At 72.8% G+C, this 21,124-nt stretch carries 20 protein-coding genes; 3 read left to right on the forward strand and 17 right to left on the reverse strand.

From position 1 onward, the window contains the following. Positions 1-53: 53 nt before the first annotated feature. Positions 54-773, reverse strand: coding sequence for a DUF4352 domain-containing protein (locus tag H9641_RS11075; protein ID WP_191803696.1), 720 nt, complete (start codon positions 771-773; stop codon positions 54-56). 432 nt (positions 774-1,205) lie between these two features. On the opposite strand from H9641_RS11075, the gene H9641_RS11080 reads away from it, so the two are divergent. Together H9641_RS11080 and H9641_RS11085 are read left to right on the forward strand one after the other, a co-directional pair. Then, positions 1,206-2,489, forward strand: a complete 1,284-nt coding sequence (locus tag H9641_RS11080; RefSeq protein ID WP_191803698.1) for a sensor histidine kinase — start codon at positions 1,206-1,208, stop codon at positions 2,487-2,489. A 56-nt stretch (positions 2,490-2,545) separates the two neighbouring features. Continuing rightward, a complete protein-coding gene (locus H9641_RS11085) occupies positions 2,546-3,190 on the forward strand; it encodes a response regulator transcription factor (protein WP_191803700.1) in 645 nt (214 codons plus the stop codon). Between the two features lie 11 nt (positions 3,191-3,201). Here the strand turns inward: H9641_RS11085 and H9641_RS11090 are convergent, their stop codons facing one another. From H9641_RS11090 to H9641_RS11160, 15 genes are all read right to left on the reverse strand, one after another. Continuing rightward, entirely contained in the window at positions 3,202-4,014 is an 813-nt protein-coding gene (locus tag H9641_RS11090) for a siderophore-interacting protein (RefSeq protein WP_191803702.1), read from the reverse strand. A gap of 117 nt (positions 4,015-4,131) precedes the next feature. Further along, positions 4,132-4,839 (reverse strand): deoxyribose-phosphate aldolase, encoded by a 708-nt coding sequence (deoC, locus tag H9641_RS11095; RefSeq protein WP_191803704.1) that lies wholly within the window; start codon positions 4,837-4,839, stop codon positions 4,132-4,134. After that, positions 4,836-5,948 (reverse strand): adenosine deaminase, encoded by a 1,113-nt coding sequence (locus H9641_RS11100; protein ID WP_191803706.1) that lies wholly within the window; start codon positions 5,946-5,948, stop codon positions 4,836-4,838. Before H9641_RS11100 ends, deoC begins: the two co-directional genes overlap by 4 nt. A gap of 88 nt (positions 5,949-6,036) precedes the next feature. Further along, positions 6,037-6,309, reverse strand: coding sequence for a hypothetical protein (locus H9641_RS11105; protein WP_191803708.1), 273 nt, complete (start codon positions 6,307-6,309; stop codon positions 6,037-6,039). Positions 6,310-6,338: 29 nt separating this feature from the next. Then, positions 6,339-7,442 (reverse strand): hypothetical protein, encoded by a 1,104-nt coding sequence (locus H9641_RS11110; RefSeq protein ID WP_191803710.1) that lies wholly within the window; start codon positions 7,440-7,442, stop codon positions 6,339-6,341. 58 nt (positions 7,443-7,500) lie between these two features. After that, positions 7,501-7,815: a DUF202 domain-containing protein gene (locus H9641_RS11115; RefSeq protein ID WP_191803712.1), complete on the reverse strand. Its 315-nt coding sequence runs from the start codon at positions 7,813-7,815 to the stop codon at positions 7,501-7,503. Next, positions 7,812-8,246 carry a YidH family protein gene (locus tag H9641_RS11120; RefSeq protein WP_191803714.1) on the reverse strand — a complete coding sequence of 145 codons (435 nt, stop codon included), beginning with the start codon at positions 8,244-8,246 and terminating at the stop codon, positions 7,812-7,814. Before H9641_RS11120 ends, H9641_RS11115 begins: the two co-directional genes overlap by 4 nt. A 1-nt stretch (position 8,247) precedes the next feature. Next, complete coding sequence (locus H9641_RS11125) at positions 8,248-9,594, reverse strand: thymidine phosphorylase (protein WP_191803716.1); 1,347 nt, start codon at positions 9,592-9,594, stop codon at positions 8,248-8,250. After that, on the reverse strand, positions 9,591-10,001 hold the full coding sequence (locus H9641_RS11130; RefSeq protein WP_191803718.1) for a cytidine deaminase: 411 nt from the start codon (positions 9,999-10,001) through the stop codon (positions 9,591-9,593). The genes H9641_RS11125 and H9641_RS11130 overlap by 4 nt, the downstream gene beginning before the upstream one ends. Positions 10,002-10,005: 4 nt before the next feature. Then, on the reverse strand, positions 10,006-11,274 hold the full coding sequence (locus H9641_RS11135) for an ABC transporter permease (RefSeq protein WP_377617608.1): 1,269 nt from the start codon (positions 11,272-11,274) through the stop codon (positions 10,006-10,008). A gap of 5 nt (positions 11,275-11,279) precedes the next feature. Continuing rightward, positions 11,280-12,536 carry an ABC transporter permease gene (locus H9641_RS11140; protein WP_191803722.1) on the reverse strand — a complete coding sequence of 419 codons (1,257 nt, stop codon included), beginning with the start codon at positions 12,534-12,536 and terminating at the stop codon, positions 11,280-11,282. Further along, positions 12,533-14,086 carry an ABC transporter ATP-binding protein gene (locus H9641_RS11145; RefSeq protein WP_191803724.1) on the reverse strand — a complete coding sequence of 518 codons (1,554 nt, stop codon included), beginning with the start codon at positions 14,084-14,086 and terminating at the stop codon, positions 12,533-12,535. Before H9641_RS11145 ends, H9641_RS11140 begins: the two co-directional genes overlap by 4 nt. A 111-nt stretch (positions 14,087-14,197) precedes the next feature. Continuing rightward, a complete protein-coding gene (locus H9641_RS11150) occupies positions 14,198-15,289 on the reverse strand; it encodes a BMP family lipoprotein (RefSeq protein ID WP_377617607.1) in 1,092 nt (363 codons plus the stop codon). A gap of 372 nt (positions 15,290-15,661) precedes the next feature. Beyond that, positions 15,662-16,867: an amidohydrolase gene (locus tag H9641_RS11155; RefSeq protein WP_191803854.1), complete on the reverse strand. Its 1,206-nt coding sequence runs from the start codon at positions 16,865-16,867 to the stop codon at positions 15,662-15,664. Between the two features lie 246 nt (positions 16,868-17,113). Then, positions 17,114-18,805 (reverse strand): bifunctional phosphatase PAP2/diacylglycerol kinase family protein, encoded by a 1,692-nt coding sequence (locus H9641_RS11160; RefSeq protein WP_191803729.1) that lies wholly within the window; start codon positions 18,803-18,805, stop codon positions 17,114-17,116. Positions 18,806-18,946: 141 nt separating this feature from the next. On the opposite strand from H9641_RS11160, the gene H9641_RS11165 reads away from it, so the two are divergent. Then, positions 18,947-19,615 (forward strand): response regulator, encoded by a 669-nt coding sequence (locus tag H9641_RS11165; RefSeq protein ID WP_191803731.1) that lies wholly within the window; start codon positions 18,947-18,949, stop codon positions 19,613-19,615. A 95-nt stretch (positions 19,616-19,710) separates the two neighbouring features. Here H9641_RS11165 and H9641_RS11170 read toward each other — a convergent pair whose 3' ends face one another. Next, entirely contained in the window at positions 19,711-20,901 is a 1,191-nt protein-coding gene (locus H9641_RS11170) for a GAF domain-containing sensor histidine kinase (RefSeq protein ID WP_318244530.1), read from the reverse strand. Positions 20,902-21,124 lie beyond the last annotated feature (223 nt).

The following is a 21,124-nucleotide window of genomic DNA, read 5'->3' on the forward strand; positions in this document are numbered from 1 at the left end:
GGAGCGGGGGACGGCCTCCGTCGTTCCCGGCGAGACCTGTCCAGGACGGGCCGTCAGCCCAGTGCGACCGAGATGCCACCCGACATGAACGAGTCGTGCAGCTCGATGCTCGCCGGCACCGCGTCGGCAGGGACGTCGAACACCACGATGCCCTGGATCGAGTTGCCGGGGTTGATGTCGTTGAGGAAGCTGTTGGCGTCTCCCAGGTAGATCCCGGCCGTGGAGTCGGCCGAGTGCTCGCGCCCCTGGGCGTCGAACAGCTTCTGCGAGCTCGCGTCGAACATCTGGGCCGCGTCGCCGACGTTCGTCACCGTGACGTGGACCAGGACGAACTGCCCCTGGGCGTCGACGCTCAGGAGCTCGTCGCCCACGCTGGCGACGCCCGGCTCGACGGCCGTGACGGTGAACTCGAACTTCCCGTCGCGCACGGCCGTGCCGATGCCGGGCACCGTCTCCTCCGGTGCGGCCGGAGCCTGCCCGTCGGGCTCGCCCTCCGCGGCTGCGTCGCCGGTCCCGGTCGTGCCCACCGTCCCCGTGGTGCCAGCCGGCTCGTCGCCCCCGAGGCCGGACGCGACCGAGACGACGACCACCAGCGCGAGGATCGCCAGGAAGACCGTGAGGACCTTGTGCCGCGCGAAGAACGACTTGCGCGGCACGGGGGCGAGGGGCGGCTGCGGGTGCCCCGGGAAGGGCGGGTTCGGGTACTGCTGCTGCGGGTACTGCTGGACGGGCGGCTGCTGGACGGGCAGCTGCTGCGTCGGATCGCTGTTCATGGGAGGGCCTCTCGTGGTTCCGGATCGGTACGGGACCACTCCATCGCGTCGCACCGGGCGGGCGCGTCGGCGGACCGGGTACGACCAGCGCACCGAAAGTCGTACGTGGCCCCTGGCCTCCCGAACCGGTCGACGGACCCCGCCGTCGGTGGTGTTCCCTACGCTGGGGCCGTGACCACCCCGTACCCGCCCTCGGGCTCTCCCTGGCCTCGCGCGACGCCGCCCCCCGGCCGCCCCGTGCCTCCGGGGTGGGCGGGCGCCGGCCCGACGGGTGGTTCTTGGCCGCCGCCACGGCAGCAGGGGCAAGGACAGGCCGCTGCTCACCAGGGTCGCCGTCCGGCAGCGGTTCCTGCCGCCGCGTCCGAACCCTCCCCCGGAACGGTCCCCGACCGGCCGACGGACGGCCGACGCTGGTGGTCCCGTGCCTCGACCGTGTGGATCGTCGTCGCGTCGTTCGTCGCCTCGTCCGTGTGCATCGCCTTCGCGGGCTCCGCAGCGGGGACGCTCGACGGCGTGGACGGCCCGGAGATCTCGGACGTGGTCTTCCTCTGGGTCCTGATCGGCTGGGCGTCCGCGGTCGGCATCGCGACCATGCTCGTGTTCCGCCGCCGCTACCCGGTCGCGGTCTGCCTGATCGCCTGCGGGGGCGCGCTCCTCTTCCCCCTGGACGCGATCGGCGCCCTCGTGGCGTTGTCCTGGGTCGTCTCGTCGCGCCCGGTCCGGGTCGGATGGCTGCTGGGCGCGCTCACGGCTCTCGCCACGATCATCTCGTTGACCCGCGACGCCCTGCGGCCCGTCGAGGGACGCATCTTCTCGTTCACGGCGACAGGGTCCACCGAGGCCGTCGGTGCGCCGGAGTGGGTGTACGTGCTCCTCGCGGCGGCCGGGCTCGCGCTCTCGGTGAGCGTCGGCTGGGCGCGCCGCGCCCACTACCAGGTGGGACGGTTCCGTGGCGAGGCCCAGCGCCACGAGGTCGTGGCCGAGCACCTGCGCGACGAGGTCGCCCGCAAGGACGTGGTCACCGAGGAGCTGAGGGACGAGGTGACCCGCCAGCAGGAGGAGGTCGCGCGCCAGCAGGAGCGTCAGCTCATCGCGCGTGAGGTGCACGACACCCTGGCCCACAGCCTCTCCCTGGTCTCGCTCCACTCGGGAGTGCTCGAGGTGTCGGTCCCCGAGGAGGACGGGCAGCTCCGCGACGCGGCCAAGGTGGTCCGTGAGAACGCCCACCGGTCGCTCGAGGACCTCCGGGACCTGATCGAGATCCTTCGCGACCCGGACGGGCTCGCCCACCGGCAGGCGCAGAGGGCAGGGGGCACGCTGTCCGACCTTCCTGCGTTGCTCGCCACCACCCGGGCGGCCGGCACGCGGCTCGTCGCGACGGTCGTCTTCAACGACGCCTCGTCGATCAGCCCGCACGTGGCGCGAGCGACCTACCGGATCCTCCAGGAGTCGCTGACCAACGTGCACAAGCACGCGCCCGGGAGCGAGGTCCTCATCGACCTCGGCGGGGACCCGGCGAGCGGCGTGAGCCTGCGCGTGACCAATCCGCTCCCCGGGTCCGCCGGCCCACGAGCGCCTGGGAGCCGGGCGGGGATCACGGGGATCGCCGAGCGGGCCAAGCTCCTCGGCGGGCGGGCCACGCTCGGCCCCCAGGAGGGCTGCTTCGTCGTGGACGTCTGGTTGCCGTGGGTGAGCGACGCGGTCGACGTCGACTGAGACGCCCTCACCGGACGGCGGGCCCAGGTGTGGGTGCTTCGCCCTACGATCGACGCGTGATCCGAGTCCTCCTGGTCGACGACGATGCGCTCGTCCGCACCGGCCTCCGCCTGATCCTGTCGAGCAGTCCGCGCATCGAGGTGGTGGCCGAGGCGACCGACGGCGACGAGGCCGTCCCGGCGTTCCTCGCCCACCGTCCCGACGTGGTGCTCATGGACCTGCGCATGGCAAGGGTCCAGGGCATCGAGGCGACCCGCGCGCTGCGCCTGCTCCCCGAGCCTCCGGTCGTCCTGGTCCTGACGAGCTTCGAGAGCGACACGGACGTCCTGGGAGCGCTCGAGTCCGGTGCGGGCGGGTTCCTGCTCAAGGACGCCTCGCCGGCGGAGCTCATCGGGGGCGTCCTCGCCGTCGCGGACGGCGAGTCGGTGCTGGCGCCCCGCGTGGTCCGCTACGTCGTCTCGCGCGTCGCGCAGGGACAGGTGACGAGCGAGCAGCAGCGGGCCCGCGCGCTCCTCGACCAGCTCACCGACCGCGAGCGCCAGATCGCCCAGGGTGTCGCGGAAGGGCTGAGCAACGCACAGATCGGCGAACGCCTCTACTGTGCCGAGGCCACGGTCAAGACGCACCTGAGCCGCACCATGACCAAGCTCGACATGCCCAACCGGGTCGCGCTCGCGATCGCCGTCGAGCGCGCCCGCTGAGCGACCGGCGCTCAGGACCGCAGCGCAGGCTCCTCGTCGCGCTCCACGGCGGCCTTCCAGTCGGCCTTCTCGGCACGCCAGCCCTCTTCGGTGCGTCCACGGCGCCAGTAGCCCGACGCGGACAGCGACGTCACGGGCACCTGGCGCTCGAGCCGGACGTGGCGGCGCAGCGTGCGCACGAACCCGGCGTCGCCGTGCAGGAACACCTGTGGCGTCCCGGGCAGGAACGTGAGCGCCTCGACGGCCTCGACGAGCGCCTCCCCGGGCGCGCGGTCGGGGTGCTCGTCGCGGTGCACCCACCGCAGGTCGAGCGCTCCGGGTGACGTGAGGGCCTGCTCCTCGTCCGCCGAGGCGACCTCGACGACCGCGAGGACGGGCACGCCGTCGGGCATGGCCTCGAGAGCCGCGGCGATCGCGGGCAGCGCGCTCTCGTCCCCCACGAGCAGGTGCCAGTCCGCCGAGCCCGACGGCGCGTAGTCACCACCGGGGCCGAAGAAGGAGATCGGGTCGCCCACCTGGGCGGCGGCCGCCCACGGACCGGCGAGGCCCTCGTCGCCGTGCGCCACGAAGTCGATGGCCAGCTCGCGCGCCACGGGGTCCCACGAGCGGATCGTGTACGTGCGCATCGGGACGCGGCCCTCGGGACCAGCCGCGTCCGGGAAGAGGAGCTTGACGTAGTGGTCGGTGCACGGGCCGGCGTCGAACCCGTCGAGACCGTCCCCTCCGAGGACGACGCGGATCATGTGCGGCGTGAGCTGCTCGGTGCGCACGACCACGGCGTGGGTCGCGACGCGCTCGGGCCTGCGGGGGGTGGGGTCTGTCATGCGGTCCTCCAAGGTGCGCTCCGCCCGCGATGGCGAAGTGAGGCTAGCCTAACCCCGAACGCGCCGAGGGGTGACCGCCCGTCCAGGCACGGTCACCCCTCGGTCAGCACGGACGTGTCAGTAGCCCGACGAGCCGCTCTCAGCAGGCTCGATCCCGTCGAAGCCCGCGAGCACGGCAGCGGTGCCCGACAGGCCCAGGCGCGTGGCCCCGTGCTCGATCATCGCGAGCGCGTCGGCGAGCGTGCGCACACCGCCCGAGGCCTTGACCCCGAGGCGTCCGCCCACGGTCTCGGCCATGATGGACACCGCGTGCGTCGAGGCCCCGCCCGCCGGGTGGAAGCCCGTCGAGGTCTTGACGAAGTCGGCACCCGCGGCCTCCGAGGCGCGGCACGCCTCGACGATCTCGTGGTCCGTCAGCGCGGCGGACTCGATGATGACCTTGAGCACCTTGGGCGCCGGGACCGCCGCACGGACAGCGGCGATGTCGGCCTGGACGTACGCCCAGTCGCCCGCCTTGGCCGCACCCAGGTCGATGACCATGTCGACCTCGTCCGCGCCGTCGGCGACCGAACGGGCCGCCTCCGCGGCCTTGACCTCGCTGTGGTGGGTGCCCGACGGGAACCCGCACACGGTCGCGATCTTCAGGCCCTTGCCGTCGAGCGGCAGGACCGAGGGCGAGACGCACACCGAGTAGACGCCGAGCGCGACGCCCTCGTCGACGAGCGCCTCGAAGTCCGCGCGGGTCGCCTCGGGCTTGAGGAGGGTGTGGTCGACGAACTGCGCGAGGGACGCGCGGTCCAGGGGGGACGTGCCTGCGGTGCTCACAGCTGTGCTCCTTGGATCTCCTGGTAACCGGGGAGGATGACGTCGTCGATGAGCGCGCGGCGCTCGTCGTGGTGGATGAAGGCGCTCCACGCGGCCGTGGCCGTGACGTCGTAGAGGTCCTCGAGCGTCCAGCCGGCCTGCTCGACGAGCAGCGTCATCTCGTGGGTCATGGACGTGCGCGACATGAGGCGGTTGTCCGTGTTGAGCGTGACCGCGAAGTCGAGCTCCTTCAGGCGCGTGATGGGGTGCGTCGCGATCGAGCCCGCCGCACCGGTCTGCAGGTTGGAGACGGGGCACAGCTCGAGCGGGATCTGGTGGTCACGGACCCAGTGGGCGAACTGCCCCAGGGCCGCGGTGCCGTGGCTCTCGTCGAACGAGATGTCCTCGATGAGGCGCACGCCGTGGCCCACGCGCGAGGCCTGGCCCAGGTGGACCGCCTCGGCGATCGACGTGACGCCCGAGGCCTCGCCCGCGTGGATCGTCACGGGGAAGTTCTCGTCGGCCAGGTACTGCCACACGTCGGGGAAGCGCGAGGGCGGGAAGCCGTCCTCGGCACCCGCGATGTCGAACCCGACCACGCCGTTGCCACGGTTGGCCACGGCGAGCTCGGCGATCTCCTGCCAGCGGTCGGCGTGCCGCATCGCGGTGACGAGCTGCCCCACGCGGATCGTGCGCCCCTGGGCCGCTGCGAGGGCCACGCCCTCCTCGAGCCCGGCCTGGACGGCGTCCACGGTGTCCTGCAGGCTCAGGCCGCGCTGCAGGTGCTGCTCGGGGGCCCAGCGCTGCTCGGCGTACACGACGCCGTCCGCGGCGAGGTCGAGGACGGACTCGCGGGCGACGCGCGCGAGCGCCTCGGGCGTCTGCATGACGGCGATGGTGTGGTCGAAGGTCTCGAGATAGCGCACGAGCGAGCCCGAGTCCGCCGACTCGACGAACCAGGTGCCCAGCGCGTCCGGCTCGGTCGCGGGCAGGTCGTGCCCGATCGCAGCGGCCAGCTCGATGATCGTCGCGGGACGCAGCCCGCCGTCGAGGTGGTCGTGGAGGACGACCTTGGGGAGCGCGGCGATCGCCGCGACGGTCTCGCTCACTGAGGAGGGTGTGGAGGTCATGCGCTCACGCTACCGGGCACGGGACGGGTGCACCCGACGGCCGCCCCGCCGGGCAGGTCACGGCTGCGTCACGGGCGGTCATGCTGTCTCACGCGCCGTCGCCGCCAGGACCCCCCGGGGCGTCCGCATCCTCGTCACCGCCCTCGCCGACCGGGACCACGGCCGCCTGCTCGACGACGTCGGCCTCGGCGGCCTCACCGTCCAGGTCGGGTCGTGGGGTCCCCGGGGTGTAGTCCTCTGCGTCCTCGGGCGAGGGCGTCGGCTCGCCCTGCGACTCCTCCTCGACCAGGTTCGTCGGGACGTCGTCGGGCGTGACCAGCCCGGCGTCTCGCCAGGCCTCCGCTCCGGGCACGGTGCTCATGGGGTGCTCCTCTCGCCGTCCCTCCATCGTCACCCGACCCGGCGCGACCCGCCAGCCCGTCCGGCGGGCAGGACCGCCCAGGTGACGTGCGGCCAGCCCCCGAGCGCGCGGCGCACGGCTTTGCTCGGCTCCCCCGCGACGCGCGTGCCCGCGAGGAGGTCCGCGACCCGCACACGGTGCAGCGCCCCGGACGACGGCTCGTACAGCGAGCACCAGCGCCCGCCGTGCGCGCTCGTCCCGCCGTCCGCGTCCGTCCCGTCCTGCGGCCCGCTCACCCCGGCCAGCAGCACCACGTGGCGCGGCACCGCGGTGGACCACCCGGTCCCGACGTCGCCGCCCGTGTACAGCGGCACGGGCACGCCCGCGGCTGCGGACCGCAGCGCGCTCGCGAGCACCGGGTCGCCCGGGCCGCCGCCCGCGACGATCTGGTGCGTGAAGCGCACGTCGGCGTAGCGGGCGTCGCGCGCGGCCGTCCAGGGCGGCGTCCCGAGCCCGCCGGGCCACGGGAAGGGGCCGAGCGCGGCGCGCGTCGTGCGCGCCTTGAGGAGGCGCTGGAGCGCCTGGAACCGGCCCGACGACGTCTCGAGCTCCCGGGCGGTCGCGTCCACCTGGCCCTCGCTCACGACGTGCTCGCCGGCCCCTCGCGAGACGTCGGTACCCGCGACGAGCCACAGCGCGACCACGGGGTCTCCCGCCGCGGCCAGGACGGCGAGGACCGCGGACCCGCACGTCGTCTCGTCGACCTGCACCGCCCGGGCCCGGCCCAGCACGAGCGGCTCCGGGAAGCGCAGGTCGGGGCGGCCGGGAGCAGAACCCTGGCCCTGGGCGACCGGGCGGCCCGCCACCGGGCCGGTTCCGCCCGCGAGGTCACGGCGCTGGTCAGGGGCGACCGCACGGCGACGCAGAGGGTCGAGCACGTGCTCGCGCTCCCACGGGCGCAACGACTCGAGCACAGTGACGAGCCGGTCCGCGACGTGCCCGGGATGCCCCGCGCGCAGGGCGGCCCGACGCGCCGAGGAGGCCGCGCCGTCGGGCAGGACGTAGCGCCCCGCAGGGGGCGACGGGGGCAACGGACCCCGGCCGGCGCCCGCTGCGCGCAGGACCCGGGTGAGCTGGAGGTCGGCGAGGATCATCCGGACAGCCTGCCATCCTTCGAGCCCAACGAGGGCCTCGCTCCCCGCGTCGCAGCCCTCAGAGCAGCCGGACGAGCGCGCTCGCCGCGCCCAGCAGGCCCAGGGTCCCCACGAGCGACGCGACCCTGACCAGGAACCCCCACGACCGCAGCCGACCGTCGCGGGGCAGCCCGCCCGACGGCGGCCGCAGGACCGCGGGCACGAGCGTCGCGACCGCGAGCACCCCCGCGCACGCCGCGAGGACGGGCTGCCCCGCGCGCAGGCCCGCGACCGCGAGCAGGATGGCACCGATCACGACCGCGAGGACCGTGCGCTGCCAGGCCAGAGCCGTGCGCTCGGGCTGGAGCCCGGGGTCCCGGGTCGGCGGTGTCACCGCCGCCAGACCTCGGTGACCGCGTACCCGGCCACGAGCAGCGCCAGGACGACGACGCCCGCGACCAGCACGGGCAGACCGTTCGGCGACGGCAGCGGTTCACCCCGGCGGATCGCCCGCTCGACGCGCTTCCAGGAGAGGAGCGCGTACCCCGCGAACCCGGCCCCGGCGAGACAGGCCACCGCGGCGATCAGGTCGACGAACCCGGTGAGGTCCGCGAACGACGCGAAGGACGTCAGCGCGACCCCGCCCGCGACCAGGCCGAGCCCCGTGCGCACCCACGCGAGCGCGGTGCGCTCGTTGGCCAGGCTGAAGCGGATGTCCGGCTCCTCGCCGACCCCGTAGACCGAACGCGGCCGACGGTCGTCGGGCAGGGAAGCCGCCGGGTCGCGCGGTGCCGCGTCCCCCGGGGCCTCCCCCTCCGACGTCATGTCAGGCGAGCCGGTCGAGGATCAGGGCCGGCGTCTCGACGACCGTGCCCGGGTCCGCGACGGCCCAGGCGCCGTCGAGCGCCTCGACCGCCCGGTCGAACCGCTCCGGGGTGTCGGTGTGGAGCGTGAGCAGGTGCTGCCCCTTGGTGACCACGTCGCCCGGCTTGGCGTGGATCTCGATCCCGGCCCCGGCCTGCACCGGGTCCTCCTTGCGGGCACGGCCCGCTCCGAGGCGCCAGGCCGCGACACCCACGCCGAACGCGTCCAGGTGCGAGAGCACGCCGTCGCGGTCCGCGACCACGTGCTCCTTCTCGCGTGCCACGGGCAGCGGTGCGCGGGCGTCGCCGCCCTGCTCCGCGATCATCTCGCGCCACTTGTCCATGGCCCGGCCGTTCGAGAGCGCGTGCCGCACCTCCTCCTCCGGGACGGGCTTGCCCGCCGCGTCGAGCATCTCGACCGCGAGCGCGACCGTGAGGTCGACGACGTCGCGCGGGCCCCCGCCGGAGAGCACCTCGAGCGTCTCGCGGACCTCGAGCGCGTTGCCGGCCGTGAGGCCGAGCGGGGTCGACATGTCGGTCAGCAGCGCGACCGTGCGGACCCCCGCGTCCGTGCCCAGGTCCACCATGGTGCGCGCGAGCTCGCGCGCCTGCTCGAGGTCCTTCATGAACGCACCCGAGCCGACCTTGACGTCCAGGACGAGCGCCCCCGTGCCCTCGGCGATCTTCTTGCTCATGATCGAGGACGCGATGAGCGGGATCGCCTCGACCGTGGCCGTGACGTCGCGCAACGCGTAGAGCTTGCGGTCGGCCGGGGCCAGGCCCGAGCCCGCCTGGCAGATGACGGCGCCCACGTGCTCGAGCTGGTTCATCATCTGCTCGTTCGTCAGCGCGGCGCGCCAGCCGGGGATGGACTCGAGCTTGTCGAGCGTGCCCCCGGTGTGCCCGAGGCCGCGCCCCGAGAGCTGCGGGACGGCCACGCCGAACACCGCGACGAGCGGGGCGAGCGGCAGCGTGATCTTGTCTCCGACGCCCCCCGTCGAGTGCTTGTCGGCCGTGGGTCGGGAGAGCGCCGAGAAGTTCATGCGCTCGCCCGAGGCGATCATGGCCGCGGTCCAGCGAGCGATCTCCGTACGGTCCATGCCGTTGAGCAGGATCGCCATGTTGAGGGCGGCCATCTGCTCCTCGGCCACGACACCGCGCGTGTAGGCGTCGATGACCCAGTCGATCTGCTCGGCCGACAGGCGGCCCTTGTCCCGCTTGGTGCGGATGACGTCGACCGCGTCGAACGACTCGGTCTCCTTGTTCGGCAGCGCGCCGGAGGCGCCCACCGGAGTGCTCTGCGTGCTCATGCTCTCTCCACCAGATCCTCGGGCCCGAAAGCGTCGGGCAGCACATCGGTCATGGGCTTGATGCCGCGAGTCGTCTCCACGAGCAGCCGGGGCCCGCCGTGCTCCCACAGGAGCTGGCGGCACCGACCGCACGGCATGAGCACGTCGCCGTGCCCGTCGACGCACGCGAACGCCACGAGGCGCCCGCCCCCGCTCCCGATCAGGTCGCTCACGAGCGAGCACTCGGCGCACAGCGTCACGCCGTACGCCGCGTTCTCGATGTTGGCTCCCGTGACCAGCCGGCCGTCGTCGACCAGCGCGGCCGCCCCGACCTTGAACGAGGAGTACGGCGCGTACGCCTTCTCCATCGCGGCCCGGGCGGCGACCCGCAGGGCCTCCCAGTCGATCGTCGGTGTCTCGTCGCTCATCCGGTCATCCCTTCACGTACGGTTCGCCCGCGGCAGCGGGCCCGCGCACGCGACCGACCAGGCCGGCGACCGCGAAGATCGTCACGACGTAGGGCAGCATGAGCATGAACTGGTTGGGGATCGGGGTCTCGAGGACGCCGAGCACCTGCTGCAGCTTGTCGGCGAACCCGAAGAGCAGCGCGGCTCCTAGGGCGCCCCACGGGCTCCAGCGGCCCAGGATCATCGCGGCGAGCGCGATGTACCCCTTGCCCGCCGTCATCTCCTGGCCGAACGCTCCCACGGACCCGATCGTGAAGAACGCGCCGCCGAGGCCCGCGACCATGGACCCGAGCAGGACGTTGCCCCACCGGGTGCGGTTCACGTTGATGCCGACCGTGTCCGCGGCCTGGGGGTACTCCCCGACCGAGCGGACGCGCAGGCCCCAGCGTGTGCGGAAGAGCGCGATGCTGATGACGATGACCGCGACGTAGAGCAGGTACACGATGATCGACTGGCGGAACAGGACCGGACCGATGATCGGGATCTCGGAGAGCAGCGGGATCGGGAGCGTCGGCAGGCGCGGGGGCGTGTTGAGCGTCGCGGGGTCGTTCTTGAGCACCGAGGAGAACAGGAAGCTCGTCAGACCCACCGCGAACACGTTGAGCACGACACCGACGATGATCTGGTTCACGTGGTACTTGACCGTGAACAGTGCGAGCATCGCGCCGATCAGCAGCCCGGCGAGCGGCGCGGCCACCAGACCCACGTACGCGTTGCCCACGACCGAGGCGAGCACCGCGGCGCCGAACGCGCCCGTGAGCAGCTGACCCTCGATCGCGATGTTGACGACGCCGGCCCGCTCGTTGAGCAGACCGCCGAGCGCACCGAACGCGAGCGGGACGGCGAGGAGCAGCGAGCCTTGCAGGAGGCTCACGATCGACGTGCTCTTGTCCGCGACGGCCCACACGAGGAACGTCAGGACCCACAGCACGCCGAAGACCGCGAGCACCCAACGGCCCACCGGCTGGTCCGCGCGGACCCGCACGGTCGCGTAGCCCGCCAGGAGCAGGCAGAGCACCGAGAGGACGATCGCGGTGGCCCGCGTGGGGAGCTCGACCGGGTCGAACTTGAGGAGGTCGGCCCCCGTCGAGATCCCGAAGGTCGTCACGGAACCAGCAGGTCCCAGGAGACCGAACAGGACGAACGAGAGCAGGCCGAAGACCCCGAGCGTGATGGGGACCTTCCAGCTGCGGGTCGCCGTCACGGCAGCGACCTGGGTACGCGGTGCGGCCATGGCGGTCATGCGCTGGCTCCCTTCACGACGACGGGGTTCGGGGCGGGCAGCCGGAAGATCGCCCGCACGAGCGGCGGGGCCGCGATGAAGAGCACGACGAGCGACTGGATGACCAGGACGATGTTGATCGACGTACCCGTCGAGGCCTCCATGGCCCTGCCACCCACGTTGAGCCCGGCGTACAGCAGACCGGCGAAGAAGATGCCGAGCGGCTTGGACCTGCCCAGCAGGGCGACGGTGATCGCGTCGAACCCGATGGATCCGGCGATCCCACCGGTCAGCGCCTTCTCGGTGCCGAGGATCTGCACGGCACCGGCGAGGCCCGCGAGGGCACCCGAGACGACCATGACGAGCACGAACGAGGACGCCACGCCCATGCCTGCGGTCCGGGCGGCCTGCGGGTTGGAGCCCACCGCGCGGAACCGGAAGCCCCACGTCGAGCGGGACATGAGCCACCAGACGAAGACCGCGGCGAGGATCGCGACCAGGAAGCCCGCGTTGAGGCGGAACTGGTCGCCGAGCAGCAGCGGCAGCTGGGCCGTGTCCTTGACGCCCGGGCTCTTGGGCTGGTTGGAGCCGGGCCGGGTGAACGCGCTGGTCGTGAGGAACCACGCGACCAGGTAGAGCGCGACGTAGTTCAGCATGATCGTCACGATCACCTCGTGCGCACCCGTACGGGCCTTGAGGAACCCGGCGATGCCTGCCCAGAACCCACCCGCGAGCACGCCGCCGAGCAGCGCGAGCAGCAGGTGCAGGACGGGCGGCAGGCTCCAGGCGAAGCCGACGTAGCCACCGATCGCAGCACCCATGAGGACCTGCCCCTGGGCGCCGATGTTGAACAGGCCCGCGCGGAAGCCGACCGCCACGCCGAGGGCCGCGATGATGAGCGGCGTCGAGACCGTCATGGTCTCGGTCAGCGAGCGGATGCCACGAGCGAACGTGGGGGCCTCGTAGTTGAAGACCGCGCCGCGGAACATCGCCGAGTAGGCGTCGCTCACGGCGCTCCAGGCCGCGCCGAAGAAGTCGGCGGGCTTGGCGAAGAGGTAGCTCGCGGCGGCGGTCACGTCAGGGTCGGTGACGATGATCAGGAGCCCGCCGATGACGAGCGCGAGGACGAACGCCAGGACGGTGACGCCGAACGGGCCCGTCGTGATCTCCCGGAAGGTCGCAGCCCAGCGGGCGTCGCTCGCGGGCTTCGCCGCGCGCGGCGCCTCGGGGGCCGGCTCCCCCGTCGCCGGAGGGACGGGCTGCTGGTCGGTCACTGGGTTGCTCCCGTCGTGTCGGTCTGGTCGGTCACCTGTGCGGTGGCCTCGTCGTAGGGCACGCCGGCCATCATGAGGCCGAGCACCTCGCGGGAGGTCGTCGGGGGGACGAAGCCCACGATGCGCCCGCGGTACATCACGGCGATCCGGTCGGCGAGCTCCACGACCTCGTCGAGCTCGGTCGAGACGATGATCACCGGCGTGCCGTTGTCACGCTCCTGGACGATGCGGCGGTGCAGGAACTCGATGGAACCCACGTCCACGCCGCGCGTCGGCTGGCTCGCGATGAAGAGCTTGAGCGGTCGCGAGAGCTCGCGCGCGAGGACGACCTTCTGCTGGTTGCCGCCCGAGAGCCGGCCGACCTCCTGGCCGGGGCCCTGCGTGCGGATGTCGAACTCCGTGATGCGGTGCTCGGCGTTGCGCCGGATCTCCGGCAGGTTGAGCGCGATGCCCCGCGCGTACGGGGACTTGTCGTAGAGGTCGAGCACGAGGTTCTCCGCGACCGTGAAGTCGAGGACGAGGCCGTCGACCTTGCGGTCCTCGGGGACGAACCCGATCCCGGCGTCGAGGGCCGCGTCGGGCGAGAGCCCCCGCAGCTCCTTGCCGTGCAGCTCGATCGACCCCTCCGCAGAGGGGATCAACCCGAGGATGGCCTCGGTGAGCTCGGTCTGCCCGTTGCCCTGCACGCCCGCGACGGCGAGGATCTCGCCCTGCGCGACCGAGAACGAGACGCGGTCCACGACGGCCTGCCCGTTGGGCGCGAGGACCGTGAGGTCCGTGACCACGAAGGTCTCGTCACCGAGCTTCGCGGGTGCCTTGTCGAGGCCGAGCGAGACCGAGCGTCCCACCATGAGCGACGCGAGCTCGGTCTCCGAGGCCGTCGGCTCGGCCTTGCCGACGACGGCGCCACGGCGGATGACCGTGATGACGTCCGCGACGGCCTTGACCTCGCGCAGCTTGTGCGTGATGAAGACGATCGAGGTGCCCGAGGCCTTGAGCTGTCGCATGATCTCGATCAGCTCGTCGGTCTCCTGCGGGGTCAGCACCGCGGTGGGTTCGTCGAGGATGAGGACCTTGGCCTCGCGTGCGAGCGCCTTGACGATCTCGACGCGCTGCTGCACGCCGACCGGCAGGTCCTCGACGACGGCGTCCGGGTCCAGGCCGAAGCCGAACCGCGCGGACAGGTCGCGGACGCGGGCACGGGCGGCCTCGAGGTCCAGGAACCCCCCGGCCTTGACGTCCTCGTGCCCGAGCATGACGTTCTCTGCGACGGTGAACACGGGCACGAGCATGAAGTGCTGGTGCACCATGCCGATCCCGGCGGCGAGCGCGTCACCCGGTCCCCGGAAGGCGCGCTCCTCGTCGTCGAGCAGGATGGCGCCCGAGTCGGCCTGATAGAGGCCGAACAGCACGTTCATCAACGTGCTCTTGCCTGCGCCGTTCTCCCCGAGGAGGGCATGGATCTGCCCCGGTTCGATGACGAGGTCGATGTGGTCGTTGGCGACGAGCGGTCCGAACGACTTGGTGATACCGCGGAGCTCCAGCTTCACGTACGGTCCCTTCGATGCACAGGCAGCCTTGCCTGTGACGTTAGCCCAAGACTGGTCGAGCCGGCCCGGCGAGGATGCCGGGCCGGCTCGACCACGAGGTACAGCGTCAGGTCACGGCGAGCTCGGGGACTCCACGACGATGGTGCCGTCGATGATGTCCTTGCGGAGCTGGTCGATCTCGTCCTTGAGCTCCTGCGGGACCTTGGACTCGAAGTCGTGGTACGGCGCGATGTCCACGCCGCCGTTCTCGAGCGTGCCCACGTAGGGCTCGTTCGAGAACTCGTCCTCGGAGGCTGCGGTGATGACGTCCTCGACGCCCGCACCGATCTCCTTGAGGACCGAGGTCAGGATCAGGTCGCCCGAGTCGGGGTTGGTCTCGAAGCCGTCGGCGTCGACCCAGATGACCGAGACGTCGGTCGCGTCCTTGGCCGCGGCGAGCGTGCCGACACCGACCGGACCGGCGACGGGCATGATGATGTCCGCGCCCTGGTCGATGAAGGTCTGCGTGAGCTGCTGGCCCTGGGACTGGTCCTCGAAGCCGCCGGCGAACGAGCCGTTCTGCGTCTCCTTGTTCCAGCCGAGGGTCTTGACGTCGGTGCCGTGCGTCTCGTTGTAGTTCGCGACGCCGTCGACGAAGCCGTCCATGAAGATCGTCACGGACGGGATCTGCAGACCGCCGTAGGTGGCGACCGTGCCCGTCTTGCTCATGCCCGCGGCGAGGTAGCCGGCGAGGAACGAGGCCTGGGCGGTGTCGAAGCTGATGGGCTTGACGTTGTCGAGCTCGATCGTGTTGCCGTCAGCGTCTTGCGCCGTCGAGTCGACGATCGCGAAGTCGACGTCGGCGTTCGCCTGGGCCGCGTCGCCCGTGGCGGTCGCGAGCAGGAAGCCGACCGTGACGATGATGTTGCAGTTCTCGGAGATCAGGTTGTCGATGTTCGGAGCGAAGTTCGACTCCTCCTTCGACTCCGCCGTGGCGGTCTGGATGCCCAGGTTCTTCTCCGCAGCCATGAGGCCGTTGTAGCCCGACTCGTTGAAGGACTTGTCGTCGAACCCGCCGGCGTCGGACACCATGCAGGCCTTGAAGCTCGACTCGGAGCCTCCCGCCGTTCCCGTGCTGCCACCCTCGTCGGGCGCGCTGCCACATGCGGCCAGCGTCAGCGCGGCGACCGCCGCGAGCGCGGTCATCTGCGTTGCTCTCTTCACCATGAGCTCCTGTCGATCTCGTCGTTGGCCTCACGGAGATGACCGGGACCCACCCGCGCGCCGTTGCACGGGAAGGTCACGGAGTCCGTCGGCCTGTATGGATCGAACACTAGCCACGTCCTTGAATCGTGGACGTTACTTGCGGGTAACGACGCCGCTTCGTTATGGAAGCGTCATCTGGCGTCTCAGCCGTGGTCGTTCTCGGTCCACGGATCGGACACCTGGTTGTGTCGAGCAACCACGACAGGCGATGGCTGGGGACGCCGGGAGCCGTCCGGTCGCCGCCGCTGGACCGGTCTGGGTGCCCGCCGTGCCCGTCGCTGGACCGGTCTGGGTGCCCGCCGTGCCCGTCGCCGAGCCCGCCCCGCCCGCTCAGCCCAGCGCGACGCGCGCGAGCAGCCGGACCCCGGCACCGATCGCCGACTCGTCGACCTGCAGGTCGCCCTGGTGGATGTCGTACGAGCGGCCGCCGGGCGTCCGGGTCCCGAGCCGCGCCATGGCGCCGGGCACCTTGGTCAGGTACCAGGCGAAGTCCTCCCCGCCGAGCGACTGCTCGGTCAGCAGCACCGAGGCCGGCCCGAGCACGTCGCGCGCGGCCGCCTCGAGCGCCCCCGTGCAGTCCTCGGCGTTCTCGACCGGCGGCACGCCGCGCGTGTGGTTCACGGTCACCTCGACCTCGTAGGGGGCCACGACCTGCTCGACCGCGTCGTGGAGCACCTGGCCCGCGAACTCCCAGGCCCGCACGTCGAGGCAGCGCAGCGTCCCCCGGACGGTCCCGGTGCTGGGGATCGCGTTGTGCGCCGAGCCGGCGTGCACCGCGCCCCACGTGAGGTTGACGCCCGAGCGCGGGTCGAGCCGGCGCCCGAGCACGGCCGGCACCTGGGTGATGACCTGGCCGAGCGCGTAGACGACGTCGCCCGTCAGGTGCGGGCGCGACGTGTGGCCGCCCGGCGAGGTGATGGTCACCGACACCTCGTCCGAGGCCGAGGTGATGGGGCCGATGCGCGTACCGATCTGCCCGGCGTCGACCTTGGGGTCGCAGTGGACCGCGTAGATCTCGTCGACGCCGTCGAGGCCGCCCTGCGCGATCACGTCGAGCGAGCCGCCGGGCTGGACCTCCTCGGCGGGCTGGAAGATCAGCCGCACGGGGCGCGTGAGCTCTCCTCGCTGCGCGAGCTCGGCCAGGACCAGGCCCGCCCCGAGCACCACGGTCGTGTGGACGTCGTGACCGCACGCGTGCGCGACCCCCGGGACGGTCGAGGCCCACGGCAGCTCGCAGCGGTCCTGGAGCGGCAGCGCGTCGATGTCGGCTCGCAGTGCGACCCGCCCGCGCGTCTCGCCGTCGGGCCCCTCGGCTCCTCCGACGTCGCACACCAGCCCGGTGCCCTGCAGCAGGCGCGGCACGAGCCCGGCTGCGCGCAGGCGGTCGGCGATCAGCGCCGTGGTGCGGGTCTCGGCCCGCGAGACCTCGGGGTGCGCGTGGATGTCTCGCCGGATCGCGACGAGCTCGTCCGCGAGCGAGGCCGCGACGGCCGCGACGCGGTCCCCGGCCTCGGTCCGCCCGCCGCCCGACGGCAGCGACGGGGTGCGGTCGTTCTGGGTGCTCTCCTCAGGCGTGCTCACACGCCGAGACTAACGCCGACCTGCGACGGCGGGGCGGGACGGTCACGCACCGGACGGCGAGAGGACCGCGCGGCCCGCGCTGCGCCGGCGGGCGGCGGGGGAGCGCCCCCCCCGGCCCGACGGCGGTGCTCCCGTCGTGCCGTGCGCGACGGCACGCGACGGCACGTCCAGGAGACGGGCCGTCCCCTGGCACGCTCGGCCTCAGCCCGCCGTCGGGTCCGTGGGTGCGTAGATCCGGAGACCGCCGGGCACCATGGTGAGCGTCGCGTCGACGACGCGGTCGCCGTCGATCTCGAGCGTCTCGCCGTCGTGCGCGAGGATCACCGGGTCGTGCGGCGGGCCGTCCCCGAAGCGCAGCGCGAGGTCGGGCGTCGTCCACGAGTCGACCGCGAGGTGGCGTTCGAGAGGCTGGACGCGCCGCGCGAGCGAGGACGCGCCGCCGCCCGCGACGGTCTCGAGGAACAGCCGCACCCTGCTGTAGCGCTTCTCGGCGCGGCCCGTGCGGACGTCGAGGACGCCGTCGTCGAGCCGGATGCGCTCGACAGGGGCGAGGTTCTGCGGGACGTACTTGTCGACGCCCGCGAAGAACGACCAGTACGAGCCGACCACGCCGTCCACGGACAGCCGCAGCGGGGCGGCCGAGCGCAGGACGCGCGAGGTGGCCCACACGGTCGCCGGCCACTTCCCGAGCCGCTTCTCGGCGCGCTCGCGCTGCGAGACGAGCTCGGGGTAGATGCCGAGCGAGAAGGTGTTGAGCACCGTGAGCGGGTCCTTGCCGTCGACGCGGAGCTCGGCGACGTCGACGCTCACGCCCGAACCGGTCCGGACCGCGTCGACCGTCGCGGACATCGACGTGAGGTCGGCCGCCTTGGCGAAGTGGTTGAGCGTCCCGCCGGGCAGGACCACGAGCGGGAGCCCGTGCTCCCGGGCGGCAGCAGCCGCGGTCGAGACCGTGCCGTCGCCTCCGCTGATCCCGAGCGCGACCGCGGGGCGGACGTCGTCGGAGGTCGTGCCGGCATGACCGGCATGACCGGCCTGGTCGGCACGGTCGGCACGGTCGGCCTGGCCGCGTGCCGCCAGGTCGTACAGCTCGTGCAGGTCGTCCCCCTCGGCGAGGACGTGCACCCGGGCCTTCGGGAGGTCGCGGCGGAGGACCTCGAGAGGGTCCTCCTTGAGGATCCGCCCGGACCCGGCGGACGTGTTGACGACGACGAACAAGCCCTCGCCGTCGGGGAGAGCGGGGACGTCGGTGGGGGGCCCGGCAGGCACGTCGGGTGCGGGTCCGGGGGGAGAGGGAACGAGCCACCGGCCGAGCACGGCGAGCCCGACCCCGAGCGCGGCACCCCCGACGACGTCCGAGAACCAGTGCGCGCCCACGTGCAGGCGCGAGTACATGACCGCCCCCGCGACGGGCGCGACGACGAGCCCGGCGGCGGGCCACTCGATGGCCACCCCCGTCGCGAACGCCGCGGCCGACGCCGAGTGGCCGGACGGGAACGACGGGGTGGTCGGGTAGCGGCGCAGCCGCCGCACGAGCGGCAGCACGTCCGCAGCGGGACGATCACCGCCGAACAGCCCCTTGCCGAGCAGGTTCGCGGTCGCGCTCGCGACCGCGAGCGTCCCCAGGCCCCGCACCGCGGCACGGCGCCCCCGGGCACCGGTCGCGGCCAGCCCGGCACCGAGCACCATCCACAGGACGCTGTGGTTCGCCGCCGTCGAGAGCCGCACGAGCGCGGCATCGGCCTGCGGGCCCAGCCGTCGCCCGTAGGTCCGTTCGTTCATGCGGCGGTCGAGCCGGGCGATCGCGGGGAAGGCCTCGTGGGGCTTGATGAGGCCCGTGAAGCGGGGCCTCCGCCGACGGTTCTGGACGGGGACGGGGGAGTGCGACGGCATCTCCCCACCGTAGGACCGCCGCAGGGGCGTCGCCCGCCCGCGCGCTGTGACGTCGAGCAGGTGCTCCTGCGGGAGCGGCGCCGTCGGGCGTCCTGCTCGTCCGGCACCCTCGTTCTGACACAACTCCGATAAGTTCTCCCTATGGGCACCACCCCCGACCCCATCCGGGTCTTCCTCCTCGACGACCACGAGGTCGTCCGCCGCGGCGTCGCCGCCCTCCTCGAGGCCGAGGACGACATCCAGGTCGTCGGCGAGGCCGGCACCGCAGCCTCGGCCCTGCCGCGCATCCGTGCGGTGCGACCGGACGTCGCCGTGCTCGACGTGCGCCTGCCCGACGGCTCGGGCGTCGAGGTCTGCCGCGACGTGCGCTCCGAGATGCCGGAGATCGGCTGCCTCATGCTCACGTCCTTCGCGGACGACGAGGCGCTGTTCCAGGCCGTCCTCGCGGGGGCCTCGGGCTACGTCCTCAAGCAGATCCACGGCTCCGACCTCGTGGGGGCCGTGCGGACCATCGCGGGCGGCGGCTCGCTGCTCGACCCGGTCAGCACCGCGCGCATCCTCGACCGGCTGCGCACGCCGCAGGCCCAGGAGGTCGACCGTCTCGAGGGGCTCTCGCCCCAGGAGCGTCAGATCGTCGACCTGATCGGCGAGGGCATGACGAACCGCCAGATCGGTGAGCGCCTGTTCCTCGCAGAGAAGACCGTCAAGAACTACGTGTCGCACATCCTGTCGACGCTCGGGCTGCAGCGCCGCACGCAGGTCGCGGTCCTGGCGACCGAGCTGCGTACCGAGGACCGTCCGCGCGGCTGAGCCGCACGGCCCGCTGGGCATCGCCCGACGACGGAGCGTAGGTCGGGTGCGCGGGTCGCCCGGCCGGCAGGTCCGGACCCCGCCCGAGGAACGACTCAGGCGTTCGGGATCCGCCACACGAGCGCGGTCCCGCGGCCCGTGGGCACAGCGGTCGACGGGGCGGCCTCGGTCGCCCCTGCGCCCACGACCTCCCGTGCCACGGCCTCGGCGGGTCCCACCGCGAGCTTCCCGCGCAGGGCCTCGGCGCGCGTCGCGAGGTTGTGCAGCCCGCCGCGGTGGTCGCCCGCGTCGACCCCTTCGCAGCCGATCCCGTCGTCGACCACCGAGAGCGTGATGGCGTCGTCCGTGACCTTGAGCCGCACGTCGACGCGCGAGGCCCGTGCGTGCCGGGCCACGTTCGTGAGCGCCTCGCCGACCACGACCACGAGCTGGTCCGCGACCTCGGCGGGCACGAGCGACGAGTCGTCGCTCTCGATGATGACCGAGGGAGCGAACCCGAGCGCGGGGGTCACGGCGTCGGCCGCCGCGGTCAGGCGCTCCTGGAGGCTGGCCTCGGGGGGAGTCGTGGCCTGGAGCGCGAAGATCGTCGAGCGGATCTCCCGGATGGTGTCGTCGAGGTCGTTCACGGCCTCCTCGACGCGTGAGCGCACGATCTCGTTCTCGATGTGCTTGGTCGTGCTCATGAGCGTCATCGCGGACGCGAAGATCCGCTGGATGACGACGTCGTGCAGGTCGCGGGCGATGCGCTCGCGGTCCTCGAGCACCGCGACGCGGCGGCCGTCCTCGTAGAGACGGGCGTTGTCGACCGCGACGCCCGCGGCGGCGGCCAGGGCGCGGACCGCGGCCTCGTCGTCCTGCGTGAACGGGGAGCCGTCGCGCTTGTCCGTCAGGTAGAGGTTGCCGTAGACCGAGTCGCGGACCTGGATCGGCACGCCGAGGAACGAGTGCATGGGCGGGTGGCCCGCGGGGTAGCCCGACGCCGCGGGGTAGCCCTCGATCTGGTCGACCCGCAGGGGGTGCGGGTGCCGGATGACCTCGCCCAGCAGGCCGTGGCCGTGGGGCCAGTGGCTGATCGCCTCGACCTCGGAGTCCTCCATGCCGACGGGGACGAACCGGCCCAGCCGGTCGCCGTCGCGGACCCCGAGCGCGCCGTAGCGGGCTCCGGTGAGGTCCATGGCGGCCTCGACGATGCGGCGGAGCACGGTGTCGAGGTCGAGGTTGCTCGTGATGGCGACGACGGCGTCGAGCACGCGGTGCGCGACGGCGGACGGGAGGGACTCGGTCACCCACGTGAGTCTGTCAGATGTACGGACCGGAGCCGGCCTCGGGAGGACCGGGACGGTGCTCTCCCACTGGTGGTGGGTCTTCAGGTATTCCATGACGAACCCCCTCGATCTGGACAGTCCCGGCACCCGCCGCGGGTTCCGACGGGTGTGCCCCCGGCCGGTCGGCGGGTGGCCGACCGGCCGGGGAAAGAGCGACGGCCCTCCGGGAGGTGACCGGGAGGGC

The organism is Oerskovia merdavium (assembly GCF_014836755.1).
In the GTDB taxonomy this organism is placed as follows: Bacteria; Actinomycetota; Actinomycetes; order Actinomycetales; family Cellulomonadaceae; genus Oerskovia; species Oerskovia merdavium.